This window comes from Cellulomonas gelida, from assembly GCF_006538725.1.
Classification (GTDB): Bacteria; Actinomycetota; Actinomycetes; order Actinomycetales; family Cellulomonadaceae; genus Cellulomonas; species Cellulomonas gelida.
The window spans coordinates 24873-38128 of sequence record NZ_BJLQ01000034.1 but is presented as its reverse complement, the minus strand read 5'-3'; the positions used below and the strand labels follow the sequence as shown (position 1 = coordinate 38128).

Here is a 13256-nt window from a genome sequence, read left to right as displayed (position 1 = left end):
CCCGCCGCGCCCCGCGGCGGGCGGCGTTCGTCCGCGTGTCCCGCACGCACCGCATGCCGCACGCACGGCGTCAGCTCGGACCGCTGCCGGTCGCTCTGCCCGCCCGCGCGGTCGCCGACGCATGCCGGGCGAGCACCGACGCACGGTTCGCCGAGGCCCTCGTCATCGAGGCGGTGCAGCGCCGGGCGACGACGCTCACGCTGCTGCACGACGAGCTCTACGCCGGCCCACGCCAGCGCTCGGCGACGTTGCGGGCGGGCATCGCAGCGGCTGCAACAGGCGCCTGGTCCGTCGCCGAGCACGACCTGGTCCGGCTCGTCCGCCGGAGCGCGGTGCTGCCGACTCCCCTGCTCAACCCCGAGCTCGTCGGGCCCGACGGCGTCCGGCTGCCGACCCCCGACCTGTGGTTCGACGACGTCGGGCTCGCCGTCCAGGTGCACTCGCACGCGTACCACGCGGACGGTGACGCGTGGACGCAGACGGTTCGCGCCGACAGCGCGCTCGCCGAGGCAGGAGTGATCCGCATCGCGTTGACACCCCGCGAGATCCGCGCCAGCCCGGACGACGTCCTCGCGCGTCTCGAGCGCACGTACCTGTCACTCCGGACACGTCCCCGTACGGCCGCCCGAGCAACCCCCCGCCCCGTCCGCTGACCGCGCCACGACCCGCCCGGCCACGCCCTGCTCGCTCCGCCCGCGCGGCCGTTCGCCCGCCCGTCAACGGCCCACGCCGCGCTGTCCGCGCACCGAACCGGTCGCAAGTCCTCACCGCCGTCCGACGGTGCAGCGATGAATGCAGGAAGCGCGCAGAGTGCGCTCTTCGTCGCTGCATTCATCGCTGCATCGACCCTCGAGACGCGGGCGCGGGTCGGCGGGGCGGCACGGCGGCGAAGCGCATGACGTCCGGTGGGGCGGCGCGGGTGCCGGCCGACGGGGTGGGGTGGTGGGAGGTGCGCGACGGCGGTGGGCGTCGGAGGTGTCGAGCGCGTGGCACGACGCGGGCGGTGTCGGGCGCGGGTGGGAGGCACGCCGTGGCGGTGGGGGTGGAGTGCGGTGGCGGTGGAGTGCGGTGAGGGTGGAGTGCGGTCGGGGTGGAGCGAGGTCGGTAGGGTCGGGGGCGTGGGTCGGGTGAGAGTGGCAGCGGCGCAGGTCGACACGTGTGTCGGGGACCTCGAGGGCAACGCGCGCCACGTGCTGGAGTGGACGCGCAGAGCCGCCGACGAGGGTGCGCAGCTCGTCGTGTTCCCGGAGATGACCCTCACGGGCTACCCGATCGAGGACCTCGCGCTGCGTGCGTCGTTCCGGCGCGCCGCGCAGGCGACGCTCGAGCGGCTCGCGGTCGACCTCGACGAGGCGGGCCTGGGTGACGTCGCCGTGCTCGTCGGGTCCGTCGGGGAGCGCGCGGCGCGCCGGCTGCGGACGGACCGACAGGCCGACGACGGGCGGGCGGGCGGCGCGGGGCCCGAAGGGCTCGTCGAACCGGGCACACCGACGGCGCCGCTGCCGGACTCCGAGCTCGTCGGCGACGTGGTCGCGGGACGCCCCGAGGCGTCCGACGCCGTCCGGCCGACCAACGACGCCGTGCTGCTGCGCGGCGGCCGCGTCGAGACGCGCTACTCCAAGCACCACCTGCCCAACTACGGCGTGTTCGACGAGTACCGGATCTTCTCCCCCGGCGACGAGATCTGCGTGATCGACGTGGCTGGTCGCCGCATCGGCGTCGTGATCTGCGAGGACATCTGGCAGGACGGCGGGCCCGTCTCGCTCATGGACGAGAACGAGGTCGCGGCGCTCGTCGTGCTCAACGGCTCGCCGTTCGAGGAGGGCAAGGGCCATGTGCGGGCCGAGCTCGCCGCGCGACGGGCCGAGCAGGTCGACGCACCGGTGCTGTACGTCAACCTCGTCGGCGGGCAGGACGACCTCGTGTTCGACGGGGGCTCGTTCGTCGTCGACCGCGACGGCACCCCCCTGGCGACCGCGCCGCAGTTCGTCGAGCACCTGCTGCTGTGGGACCTCGCCGACGAGGGCGAGCCGTCCCTCCCGGGTCCGCAGGTCCCCGCGCTCCACCCCGACGAGGAGACGTACCGCGCGGTCGTGCTCGGGCTGTCCGGGTACGTGCGCAAGAACGGTTTCCGGTCGGTTCTGCTAGGGGTCTCGGGCGGGATCGACTCGGCGCTCACCGCGGTGATCGCGGCGGACGCGATCGGCGGCGAGAACGTCGTGGGCGTCTCGATGCCCTCGGCGTTCTCGTCCGAGCACTCCAAGGACGACGCGCAGGACCTCGCCCGGCGCATCGGGGCGGACTACCGCGTGCAGCCGATCGCGCCGGTCGTCGACGCGTTCCAGGGCCAGCTCGCGCTCGACGGCGTCGCCGAGGAGAACCTGCAGGCGCGCGTGCGCGGCGTGATCCTCATGGCGATCTCGAACCGCGAGGGTCACCTGGTGATCGCGCCGGGCAACAAGTCCGAGCTCGCGACCGGCTACGCCACCATCTACGACGCGGGCAGCATCGGCGGGTACGCCCCGCTCAAGGACGTCGACAAGTCGCGCGTGTGGGCGCTCGCGCGGTGGCGCAACAACCACGCGGTCGACCGGGGCGACATCCCGCCGATCCCGGAGTCGTCGATCACCAAGCCGCCCAGCGCCGAGCTGCGGCCCGGCCAGACCGACCAGGACTCGCTGCCGCCCTACGACCTGCTCGACGAGGTGCTCGACGCCTACGTGGAGCACGCCGAGGGTCGCGCCGAGCTCCTCGCCCGCGGGTTCGACGAGCACGTCGTCGACCGGGTGCTGCAGCTGGTCGACCGCGCGGAGTGGAAGCGGCGGCAGTACCCCCTGGGCCCCAAGGTCACGGCGCTGGCGTTCGGTCGTGACCGACGGCTGCCGGTGACGTCACGCTGGCGCGAGCCCTGAGCCCTCGGGCCTCCGTGCGGCCGATCCGCAGGCCCACCCCGCAGGCCCACCCCGCAGGCCCACCCCGCAGACCCATCCCGCAGGACCTACCCCGCAGCACCGAACGGAGTGACGATGACCGAGACACCCAAGCGCGTGCGCGTCCACCACCTGCGCGAGGCCAAGGAGGCCGGGCGCCGGCTCACGATGCTCACGGCCTACGACGCGGTGACCGCCCGGATCTTCGACGAGGCGGGTGTCGACATGCTGCTGGTCGGCGACTCGATCGGGAACACCATGCACGGTCACACGACGACGCTGCCCGTGACCGTGGACGACATGATCCCCGCGGCGCGTGCGGTCGCGGGCGCCGCCCGGCGCGCGTTCGTCGTCGTCGACCTGCCGTTCGGCTCGTACGAGTCCGGACCGCAGCAGGCGCTCGAGACGGCGGTGCGCGTCATGAAGACGACCGGCGCGGACGCGGTGAAGTTCGAGGGCGGCAAGCGCTCGGCGGCGCAGATCCGCGCGGTCACGGCCGCGGGCATCCCGGTCGTCGGGCACCTGGGCTACACGCCGCAGTCGGAGAACCTGCTGGGCGGGCCCCGGGTCCAGGGCCGCGGCGACACGGCCGCGGAGGCGCTGTCCGAGGACGCGCTCGCGGTCGCCGAGGCGGGCGCCGTCGCCGTGGTGCTCGAGATGGTCCCGGCGCCGGTCTCGGCGCGCATCACCGAGATCGTCGCCATCCCGACGATCGGCATCGGCGCGGGCGCCGAATGCGACGGCCAGGTGCTCGTCTGGGTCGACATGGCGGGCATGGGCGACTGGTCGCCGCGGTTCGCCAAGCGGTTCGGCGAGGTCGGGGCCGCGCTCCGGGCCGCCGCGACCGCCTACGTCGACGAGGTCCGCGACGGCACGTTCCCGGACGCGGAGCACAGCTTCCTGCAGTGAGCCGGTGAGCCCTCGGGCGCCGGCCGCGCGCGTGGGGTCAGCGCTCGGCCTCGTCCTGCGCGTCCCAGGCCGCCGACCGCGCGCGTGCCTGCTCGAGCGCGTGACTCGCCGCCTCGCGCGACGGGTACGGGCCCATGACCTTGCTCCAGTCGCTGCGGCGCCCCTCCTCGACCTGCCCGGTCTCGGTGTTGTACCAGTACTCCCGCGTGTCCTCGCCCACCGCTGCCTCCCTCGTGCGACCGACTCGTCCGACCAGCGCGCACTCCGCGTGGGCGTGCGCGCGCTCCGTAGACTGCCAGGCATGTCGCCCGTCCGCTCCATGCTCGTCCCCGGCACGATCAGTCCACGGCGTGCCGTCCCGTCCACCATCGCCCGTCCCGAGTACGTCGACAAGCCGGGACCGCAGCGCTACACCGGGCCGGACGTCCTGGACGACGAGACGATCGCGGCGGTGCGCGTCGCGGCCCGCCTCGCAGCGCAGGCGCTCGCCGAGGTCGGCGCGCACGTGCGCCCCGGCGCCACGACCGACGAGCTCGACCGCATCGGGCACGAGTTCCTGCTCGACCACGGCGCGTACCCCTCGACGCTCGGCTACCGCGGCTTCCCGAAGTCGCTGTGCACGAGCCTCAACGAGGTGATCTGCCACGGGATCCCGGACTCGACCGTGATCGAGGACGGCGACATCGTGAACGTCGACATCACCGCGTACATCGGCGGCGTGCACGGCGACAACAACGCGACGTTCCTCGCCGGGGACGTCGACGAGGAGTCGCGGCTGCTCGTCGAACGGACCCGGGAGTCGCTCGACCGCGCGATCAAGGCCGTCAAGCCGGGCCGCGAGATCAACGTCATCGGTCGCGTGATCGAGAAGTACGCCGCACGATTCGGGTATGGCGTGGTGCGCGACTACACCGGGCACGGCGTGGGACCCGCTTTCCACACGGGTCTCGTGGTCCCGCACTACGACGCGGCACCGCAGTACGACACGGTCATCGAGCCCGGCATGGTGTTCACGATCGAGCCCATGCTCAACCTCGGGACCCCGGACTGGGTCATGTGGGACGACGACTGGACGGTCCTGACGGCCGACGGTCGCCGCTCGGCGCAGTTCGAGCACACCTTGCTGGTCACCGATGACGGAGCGGAGATCCTGACACTGCCATGAGCCACCACCACCTCGCGTTCGGCATCGACATCGGCGGCAGCGGCGTCAAGGGCGCCCCCGTGGACCTGGCGAAGGGTGAGTTCGCCGACGACCGGCTGCGCATCCCCACGCCGCAGCCTGCGACCCCGGACGCGGTGGCCGCGACGGTCGGCGAGATCGTCGACTCGTTCGACCTCGACAAGAAGGTGCCGATCGGCATCACGTTCCCCGCGGTCATGCTGCACGGCGTCGCGCAGTCGGCGGCGAACGTGGACGACTCGTGGATCGGCACGGACGCGCAACGGCTGTTCTCGAAGGCCACCGGCCGGTCGGTCGTGGCGGTCAACGACGCCGACGCCGCGGGTTTCGCCGAGGCCCGGTACGGCGCGGCGAAGGGCGTCGAGGGTGTGGTGCTCGTCGTCACGCTGGGCACGGGGATCGGTTCCGCGCTGGTGGTCGACGGCCGGCTGGTCCCGAACACCGAGCTCGGGCACCTGGAGATCGACGGCTACGACGCCGAGACCCGCGCGTCGGACGCGGCCCGCGACCGCGACGGCCTCGACTTCGAGCAGTGGGCGCAGCGCCTGCAGCGCTACTTCTCCGTGGTGGAGAACCTGTTCTGGCCGGACCTCATCGTGGTCGGCGGCGGCGTCAGCAAGCACCACGAGAAGTTCCTGCCCCTGCTCGACCTGCGGACGAAGATCGTCCCGGCAGAGCTCCTCAACGCGGCGGGCATCGTGGGCGCTGCGGCGCTCGCGGCGGACCACTGACCACCGCCGGATCGCCCGACGCGCGCGTGCTCGTCGAGGTCGCGCCCGGCGTACATGTCGCCACGAGCGAGGTGTACACGACGACGAGCACGATCGTGGTCGGTGACGACGGCGCGTGCCTCGTCGTCGATCCCGCCGTGACCGCGCGCGACGTCGCAGGACTCGGGGCCGCCCTGCGGGCGCGGGGATGGCGCGCCGTCGCCGTCTGGTCGACGCACGCCCACTGGGACCACGTCCTCGACGGCGCCGGGCTGTCCGGTGTCCCCCGCTGGGCCACGTGGTCCGGCGAGGGCATCGACGACGTGACCGTGGCTCGCCTCGCCGCTCAGCGCGACGCCGACGACGAGCTCGCCCGCGCGCTGCGCGACCGCCCGGACGACCGGCCGGCGCCCATCGCGCCCCTGCCCCGGCCCGCGGCGCTGCGCCCCGAGACGCCAGGAGCCGCGCCGACCGGTGCCTGGCGCGTCCTCGACCACGAGGCGACCGGCTGGCCCGGCCCCCGCACCCTGGTCCTGTCACACCGCGCGCACGCACCCGGCCACAGCGCGCTGCTGCTGCCCGAGACGGGGGTGCTCGTCGCGGGCGACATGCTCAGCGACCTCGAGATCCCGCTGCTCGACGACCACGCGGCCGATCCCGTGGGCGACCACCTGGCCGCCCTGGACGCGTTCGCGTCGTGCGGTGCGGGCATCGTCGTCCCGGGTCACGGGACCGTGGGCGCCGACCTCGCCGAGCGCGTCGCGGCCGACCGGGCCTACCTCTCGGCACTCGCGCGCGGCGAGGACACCGACGACGCGCGCCTCGCCGCACCCGCGCAGCGAGCGGCGCACGAGCAGCAGCGCGAGCTCGTCCTCCGTCGGCCCGGGCGACCCACAGCGCCCCGCTGACCCCGTCGCGCTGATCCCCGCTGGGCTGCGGCCGCCGCACGGGCGCGGACCAGCCATGACGCCCGACACCTGCGCGCCACTCGCCCACAACCTCCACACGAACCGAGCCCGCCGGTGGCGCCGCCGTGCTGGGCTGAGCCTGTGCTCCTCGCCCACCGGCTGGCCCGGCCACTGACGCAGGCACGCTCGGCCGTCGAGCGCGGGATGACGTCCGTCGAGCAGCGGACCGACGCCTGGGCGCACCGGCGGCTCGAGCGGCTGCCGACGGACGGGCCGCGGGCCTGGCTCGTCGAGCTCGTGGTCTTCACGCTCAAGCAGGCGTGGGCGTGCCTGTTCGGTGCGCTCCTGCTCGCGGCGATCCTCGCGACCCGCCTCTGGTACCCCGCCGACGCGCCGCTGGCCCGCAACGACGCCCTGACGCTCGTCGCGGTCGCGATCCAGGTGCTCATGCTCGCGACCCGGCTCGAGACGGCCCGCGAGATGCGCGTCATCCTGCTGTTCCACGTCGTCGGGACCGCGATGGAGGTCTTCAAGACCGACGCCGGATCGTGGTCGTACGCGTCCGGCGGTGTGCTCGCGATCGGCGCGGTGCCATTGTTCTCGGGCTTCATGTACGGCGCCGTGGGCTCGTACCTGGCGCGCGTCATGCGGATCTTCGACCTGCGGTTCGACCGCTACCCCCGGCGCTGGCTCACCGCGCTGCTCGCCGGCGCCATCTACGCGAACTTCTTCACGCACCACTGGTGGTGGGACGCGCGCTGGCTCCTGGTCGCCGCGGTGGTCGTCCTGTACGGGCGGTGCGTCATGCACTTCCGGGTGCTCACGCGCGTGCGGCGCATGCCGGTGCTCGTGGCGTTCGTGCTCGTCTCGGGCGTGATCTGGATCGCCGAGAACCTCGGGACGCTCGCGGGCGCCTGGCTCTACCCGGCGCAGGCCGCGGGCTGGCACCTCGTCTCGGTGCACAAGCTCGTGGCCTGGTTCCTGCTCATGCTGATCTCGGTGGTACTGGTGGCCTGGCTGCACGTCCCGCGCCCGCCCGACGAGCGGACGCGGGACGTGTCGGCTCAGGCTCCCGGACCGCGCGAGCGTCGGGCCGAGACGAGCACCGCGACCACCCCTGCTGCGAGGACGACGAACAGCCCGCCGATCACGAACGTCGCCGGACCGCCGCTGCGCGGGCCCGGGTCGATGGTCGGCAGCGCCGACGGCGTGGGATCGACCTGCGGCGACGGCTGACCGGTCGTCGCCTCCGCGGTGGGCTCGGGGTCGGGCGACGGCGTCGCCGTGGGCTCGGGCTCGCCGACCGCGCCCGCGGCCGAGAACGTGAACGTCCCGTCCACCGGGTGCCCGTCGGCGGACGTCGCGCGCCACTCGACGGTGTACTCCCCCGCGGGCAGGTAGCCCGCGACGGGCTGGCGGATGGTCGAGTCGACCAGCTCCGGGGCACCGTCGGCCGCGTCACGGCCGTCGGGCGTGCGCACGACGATCTTCGTGCCCATCGCGAGCGCGGGTGCCGAGAACGTCAGCGTGATCGCCTCGGGTGCCCGCTCCACGACGGAGCCGGGTCGCGGGTCGCTCGACACGAGCACGTCGTGCGCCTGGGCGCCCGTGCCCCCACCGATGACGAGCACTCCGGCGGCGAGCAGCCCGGCGAGAAGCCTCGCGATGCGCACGGTCACTTCCTTCCCTCGGTCGTCGATCGGCGGCCGACGAGCGCGATCACGACCGCCGCGGCGCCGAGCAGCAGCCCGGCTCCGCCGAGCGCACGCGCGAGCCCGTCGGGCCGGCTCGTCGCAGCGACCGTACCCGACGCGCTCGGACGCTCCGGCTCGGCCGGCGCCGCGACAGGGGCGGCAGCCCCGGCCTCGTCCTCGGCCTCCGTCACGACGAGCACGGGCGCGGGGTGCTCGGGCTCGCCGTCGCCCGTGGCGACGTCCGCCCAGCGCACGACCGTGCCGTCCGAGTACGTCTGCTCAGCAGGGAGCACGACGACCGTGCCCGCGTCCTCGGGGAGCGGTCCGACCGAGATCTCGAACTCCTGGAACTGCCCGGGCGCGACGGCGGACTGCGCGTCATCGACCGTCCAGGTCACGCGCGCGGGTGCCTCGGTCAGCGTGGTGCCGTAGAAGTCCACGGGCTCGGGCAAGGGCGCCCGCTCGAGCGTCGCGGTCCAGCCGGGGACGGGCCGGGTCGACACCGACAGGAACGGGACGTCCGACGGCAGCTCGACCGACAACGCGACGGTCGACGCGGTGTCCGACTCGGTGGGCACGCGGAACGTCAGCGCGCTCCACCCGCCCGCGGCGGTCGACTCGGGCACGACGCGCACGTGCGCGGACGCCGGCCCGGCGGGTAGGGCCACGAGCGCACCGAGCGCGACGAGGACGAGGGTGCGGCGCACCCGGCTGGGACGTGCGGCGGGGACGGATCGGGGACGCGCGAGGGCGCGCAGGGATGGGGTCATGACGAGGGGTCCTCACGGGAGTGCCGCGTCGGCGGCGGGAACGACGACGCACCGCTCGACGCCGACGACCCTCTCGGGCCGTCAGGCCGGCGGTGTGCCGGTGGGCGGGAGCGCCACCGACGGAGGACCCCGGTGAGAGGGCGCGCCGCGCAGGTGCAGCGTGGCGACGGGAGCGGACGAGTCGTCGCGCGGCAGGACGCGCACGAGCACGGGGGCGACCAGCTCCGCGGGCACCCGCAGGAGCGGCGCGAGCACCGCGGCCACGTGGGCGGCCCCGCGCTCGGCGCCCGCGACGGCGAGCGCGGTCAGCACGGTCGCCAGGACGTGCCACGCGAGCATGCTGCGGCCGTCGACGAGCGCGTCAGCGGCGACCGCACCGCCGCCGCACGCCTGCGCGGTCAGGTGCGCCGTCGCCCCGTGGTGGGCGTGCGCGCCCGCGTCGGGCGCCACCTCACCGCATGAGCCGACCACGGCGAACGCGTGGTGCAGCACGAGCTGCCCCACGGCCAGGACCGCGAGCGCGGCCGGCCACGTGATCCGGCGGCCCGCGACGAGCACGGTGACAGGCAGCGAGAGCGCGACGAGCGCCAGCACGAGCCCGGGAGCGGGTGCGGACCCGCCGCCGAGCGCGTGCGCGAGCGCCGCCAGCGCGACGACCAGCACGGACAGTCCGGCGGCCCGCGCGAGGCGCGGCGCTCCGGACGTCGGCGTGGTCACGCGGCCACGCTAGCCCGCGCGCAGGACCAAAGTCCCGCTCGCGGCCTGTGAGGATGACCGCACCTGAACGGTTAGGGCGGATGAGTCAGCCGATACGCCGGGTTCTGTCCCCGTGCGCAGTTGCCCGCGCACAGGTGACGGCCATCCATCTACGACGTACGTTGCCGCACGCCTCCAGCGGTCTACCCGGGAGCTCGGGCGGGCAGCCCTCGAGCACTCCCTGTCTGACCTTGCTCCGGGTGGGGTTTACCTAGCCGCACCGGTCACCCGGTGCGCTGGTGGTCTCTTGCACCACCGTTTCACCCTTACCGCCCCGGTCCGGCGAACCGGTCCGGGGAGGCGGTCTGTTCTCTGTGGCACTGTCCCGCGGGTCACCCCGGGTGGGTGTTACCCACCACCCTGCCCTACGGAGCCCGGACGTTCCTCGGCGGACCGACCCGAGGGTCGGACCGACGCGGCCGCCTGGCTGACTCATCCGCGTCGCCGATGCTACCCGCCGAGCGGGGCCGGCCGGTGCGCCCTACGGTGTCGGGCATGGCTCCCGTGGTCTCCCAGCTGACGATCGACTCGCGCGACCCGCACGCCCTCGCGGCCTGGTGGGCGGAGGTCCTGGACTGGCGCTACGTCTGGGAGCCGGCACCGGACGACGACGAGATCGAGATCAGCCCGCCGTCGGGCGACGCGACGAACTGGCTGTTCATCCGCGTGCAGGACGCGAAGTCGACGAAGAACCGCGTGCACCCGGACCTGCGGCCCCCGGAGGGATCGGACCAGGCCACCGAGCTCGCGCGGCTCCTGGCGCTCGGCGCCACGCGCGTCGACATCGGTCAGGGCGAGGTCCCGTGGGTGGTCCTCGCGGACCCCGAGGGCAACGAGTTCTGCCTGCTGCGCGGGACGCCGTCGCAGGCGGCCGCCGCCCTCGCCGCCGAGCTCGAGGACAACGCCGAGTCCTGAGCCGGCCACCGCGTGCCGACGGTGACCGGCTCCCGGCGTCGCCTCCCGGGGGCGTGCGAGCATGGGTCGATGGGATGGTGGGTCACCCTCGCGGTCGTGGCGGTGCTGCTCGTCGTCGTCGACCGCCTGACCGCACGCGGCGCGTTCGACCGCTTCCTGGACCGACCGCGCGTCGAGCGCGAGGGGACCGGGTCGATCGGCGGGCTGTTCGACTCGCTCGGGGACGTCTTCCAGCCGAACCGTGAGCACCTGACCGCCGAGAAGGAGCGCCAGCGGCTGGACATCCAGTACGCGGGCGACGACGCGCCGCCGTTCGACCTCGACTCCGGCACGGTCGTGCTCCCGGCCGCGACGAACGAGCCGCCCGGTCCAGCGAGGACGCCGGACGCCCCGACGGCCTGACCGCGCGGCGGTGAGCGCCCGGCAGTGAGCGCGCCGCACGGACCGCGCGCGCCGTCGACACCTGCGCGGCCTACAGTCGTCCGGTGCTCGTGCTGCTTCCTCCCTCCGAGGGCAAGACCGCCCCGCGCCGCGGCGCCCCGGTCGACCTCGACTCGCTGTCCCACCCCACCCTGACCCCCGCGCGTGCCAAGCTGCTCGACGCGCTCGTCGAGACCTCGACCCGGCCCGACGCCGTCGCCCTCCTCGGGGTCTCGCCCGGGCTGGCCGACGACGTCGCGCGCAACACCGGTCTGCGCGACGCACCGGCAGCTCCCGCGCGCAGCGTCTACACGGGTGTCCTCTACGCCGCCGCCGGCCTGGACCGGCTGACGCCGGCGCAGCGCAGGCGCGCGGACGGGCACGTGCGCATCTTCTCCGGGCTGTGGGGCGTCGTGACGCCCGAGGACGTGATCCCCGCGTACCGCCTGTCGGGCGGCGTGGACCTGCCCGGCGTGGGCCCGCTGGCGGCGTTCTGGCGCGCGGGCCTGCCCGAGGTGCTCGACGACGAGGCCGACGGCGCGCTGGTCGTCGACGGACGCTCGGCCGACTACGTCGCGATGTGGCGCCCGCCGACCACCGCGGACTGGGTCAACGTGCGCGTCGAGCGTGAGCTCGACGGCAGGCGCGCGGTCGTCTCCCACAACGCCAAGCACGCCCGCGGCGTGCTCACCCGGCACCTGGTCACGCGGCGCCCGCGCCCGCCACGCGACGCCGCCGCGCTCGCGACCGCCGCGAACGAGCTCATCGGGTCCGCGTTCCTCGCGGTCGAGCTCGGGGAACGGCCCGCGCGCGGCCCGCGCACGCTCACGCTCGTCGTCCCATGAGCGCCCCGCCACGCGGGCGTCCGTGGTGGGCGCTCGCCCTGCTCGTGGGTGTGGTCGCCGTCGCCACCGGGTGGCTCCCCCGCGAGGACGCCGTCGCCCTGGCCGAGCGCACCGGTCCGGTGCTGCTGTTCGTCGCGGCGCTCACCGTGGTGGCCGAGCTGTGCGCGGGGGCCGGGCTGTTCGCCGCGGCCGCGGCCGTGGCGGCTCGCGCGGCCCGAGGTCGACGTTGGGTGCTGTGGGCCGGCGTCGTCGTGCTCGCGACGCTCAGCACCGCGGTGCTCTCGCTCGACACGACCGCGGTGCTGCTGACCCCCGCCGTCATCGCGCTCGCTCGTCGGACGCACACGCCGCCCCTGCCGTTGGCGCTCGCCGTGGTGGCGCTCGCGAACACCGCGTCGCTCGTGCTCCCGGTCTCGAACCTCACGAACCTGCTCGCCGACCACGAGATCCGACGGGCGGGTGCGCACTACCTCACCCTCATGTGGGCGCCCGCGCTCGCCGCGATCGTCGTCACGGTGATCGTGCTCGCGGTGCGCGACCGACGCGCCGTCGTCGGCCGCTACGAGCCCGTGCACCCGCCGCACGCCCCCGACACGGTCCTGCTGCGCGTCACGGGCCTCGTGGTCGCCGCGATGGCGGTGGCGTTCGTCGTGGGAGTCGTGCCCGTGGTCGCGGCGTCGGTGGCTGCGGTCGTGCTGCTCGCGGTGACGCTGGCCCGCCGTCGACCGCTGCCGGTGTCGCCGGGCGACATGGTGCCGTGGCGCACGCTCGTGGTCGTCGCGGGACTGTTCGTGCTGGTCGCGACCGCGCACGCGCACGGTCTCGCCGACGTGCTGCACGGCGCCGCGGGCGACGGGCACGGTCCGGCCGACCTGCTCCGCCTCGCCGCGGTCGGCGCACTGGCCTCGAACGCCGTCAACAACCTGCCCGCGTTCCTGGCGCTCGATCCGGCCACGGCCGGCGACCCGCTGCGGATGGCCGCGCTCCTCATCGGCACGGGCGTCGCCCCGATCCTCACGCCGTGGGGATCGCTCGCCACGGTCCTGTGGTGGCAGCGGTGCCGTCAGGTGCTGCTGGACGTCCCGGTGTGGACGATCGTGCGCCAAGGGCTCGTGCTCGCGCCGCTCGCGCTCGTCGCGTCCGTCGCGGCGCTCGTCGCGACGTCCTGACCTGGCGGCGGTGGGCCGCGCCGAGCCGCCAGGCAGAGCCCGCCGTG

14 protein-coding genes, 1 other RNA gene and 1 pseudogene are annotated in these 13256 nt (G+C 74.7%); 11 read left to right on the top strand and 5 right to left on the bottom strand.

Annotated features, from left to right (window positions below; translation table 11 throughout):
* From CGE01nite_RS17025 to panB, 3 genes are all read left to right on the top strand, one after another.
* A partial coding sequence (locus tag CGE01nite_RS17025; RefSeq protein ID WP_218022630.1) for a hypothetical protein occupies positions 1-653 on the top strand: 653 nt, incomplete at its 5' end.
* Between the two features lie 465 nt (positions 654-1118).
* Complete coding sequence (locus tag CGE01nite_RS13445) at positions 1119-2912, top strand: NAD+ synthase (protein ID WP_229747411.1); 1794 nt, start codon at positions 1119-1121, stop codon at positions 2910-2912.
* A 114-nt stretch (positions 2913-3026) separates the two neighbouring features.
* Positions 3027-3839 (top strand): 3-methyl-2-oxobutanoate hydroxymethyltransferase, encoded by an 813-nt coding sequence (gene panB, locus CGE01nite_RS13440; RefSeq protein ID WP_141371370.1) that lies wholly within the window; start codon positions 3027-3029, stop codon positions 3837-3839.
* Positions 3840-3876: 37 nt separating this feature from the next.
* Here panB and CGE01nite_RS13435 read toward each other — a convergent pair whose 3' ends face one another.
* On the bottom strand, positions 3877-4059 hold the full coding sequence (locus CGE01nite_RS13435) for a hypothetical protein (RefSeq protein ID WP_048342144.1): 183 nt from the start codon (positions 4057-4059) through the stop codon (positions 3877-3879).
* A gap of 81 nt (positions 4060-4140) precedes the next feature.
* Between CGE01nite_RS13435 and map the strand changes: the two genes are divergently transcribed.
* From map to CGE01nite_RS13415, 4 genes are all read left to right on the top strand, one after another.
* The gene (map, locus tag CGE01nite_RS13430; protein ID WP_048342143.1) at positions 4141-5004 is read left to right on the top strand and encodes a type I methionyl aminopeptidase; all 864 of its coding nucleotides are present in this window, start codon (positions 4141-4143) and stop codon (positions 5002-5004) included.
* Positions 5001-5753 carry a polyphosphate--glucose phosphotransferase gene (ppgK, locus tag CGE01nite_RS13425; RefSeq protein ID WP_048342142.1) on the top strand — a complete coding sequence of 251 codons (753 nt, stop codon included), beginning with the start codon at positions 5001-5003 and terminating at the stop codon, positions 5751-5753. Before map ends, ppgK begins: the two co-directional genes overlap by 4 nt.
* Before the next feature lie 26 nt (positions 5754-5779).
* Positions 5780-6640, top strand: a complete 861-nt coding sequence (locus CGE01nite_RS13420; protein WP_170210975.1) for an MBL fold metallo-hydrolase — start codon at positions 5780-5782, stop codon at positions 6638-6640.
* Between the two features lie 141 nt (positions 6641-6781).
* Positions 6782-7876 carry a DUF817 domain-containing protein gene (locus tag CGE01nite_RS13415; RefSeq protein ID WP_371857588.1) on the top strand — a complete coding sequence of 365 codons (1095 nt, stop codon included), beginning with the start codon at positions 6782-6784 and terminating at the stop codon, positions 7874-7876.
* 92 nt (positions 7877-7968) lie between these two features.
* On the opposite strand, the pseudogene CGE01nite_RS17370 reads toward CGE01nite_RS13415, so the two are convergent.
* The 4 genes and pseudogenes from CGE01nite_RS17370 to rnpB all read right to left on the bottom strand — a co-directional run.
* A pseudogene (locus tag CGE01nite_RS17370) lies at positions 7969-8223 on the bottom strand (copper resistance CopC family protein); the annotation flags it as partial.
* Between the two features lie 92 nt (positions 8224-8315).
* Positions 8316-9104 (bottom strand): YcnI family copper-binding membrane protein, encoded by a 789-nt coding sequence (locus CGE01nite_RS13405; protein ID WP_141371367.1) that lies wholly within the window; start codon positions 9102-9104, stop codon positions 8316-8318.
* Between the two features lie 81 nt (positions 9105-9185).
* Positions 9186-9821 (bottom strand): hypothetical protein, encoded by a 636-nt coding sequence (locus CGE01nite_RS13400; protein ID WP_141371366.1) that lies wholly within the window; start codon positions 9819-9821, stop codon positions 9186-9188.
* 77 nt (positions 9822-9898) lie between these two features.
* Positions 9899-10295, bottom strand: an RNA gene (gene rnpB / locus CGE01nite_RS13395) — RNase P RNA component class A.
* Between the two features lie 60 nt (positions 10296-10355).
* Between rnpB and CGE01nite_RS13390 the strand changes: the two genes are divergently transcribed.
* From CGE01nite_RS13390 to CGE01nite_RS13375, 4 genes are all read left to right on the top strand, one after another.
* Positions 10356-10775 (top strand): VOC family protein, encoded by a 420-nt coding sequence (locus CGE01nite_RS13390; RefSeq protein WP_141371365.1) that lies wholly within the window; start codon positions 10356-10358, stop codon positions 10773-10775.
* A gap of 69 nt (positions 10776-10844) precedes the next feature.
* Positions 10845-11177, top strand: a complete 333-nt coding sequence (locus CGE01nite_RS13385; protein WP_174773463.1) for a DUF6191 domain-containing protein — start codon at positions 10845-10847, stop codon at positions 11175-11177.
* 83 nt (positions 11178-11260) lie between these two features.
* Positions 11261-12040: a YaaA family protein gene (locus tag CGE01nite_RS13380; protein WP_141371364.1), complete on the top strand. Its 780-nt coding sequence runs from the start codon at positions 11261-11263 to the stop codon at positions 12038-12040.
* Positions 12037-13209 (top strand): SLC13 family permease, encoded by a 1173-nt coding sequence (locus CGE01nite_RS13375; protein WP_141371363.1) that lies wholly within the window; start codon positions 12037-12039, stop codon positions 13207-13209. The genes CGE01nite_RS13380 and CGE01nite_RS13375 overlap by 4 nt, the downstream gene beginning before the upstream one ends.
* Positions 13210-13256 lie beyond the last annotated feature (47 nt).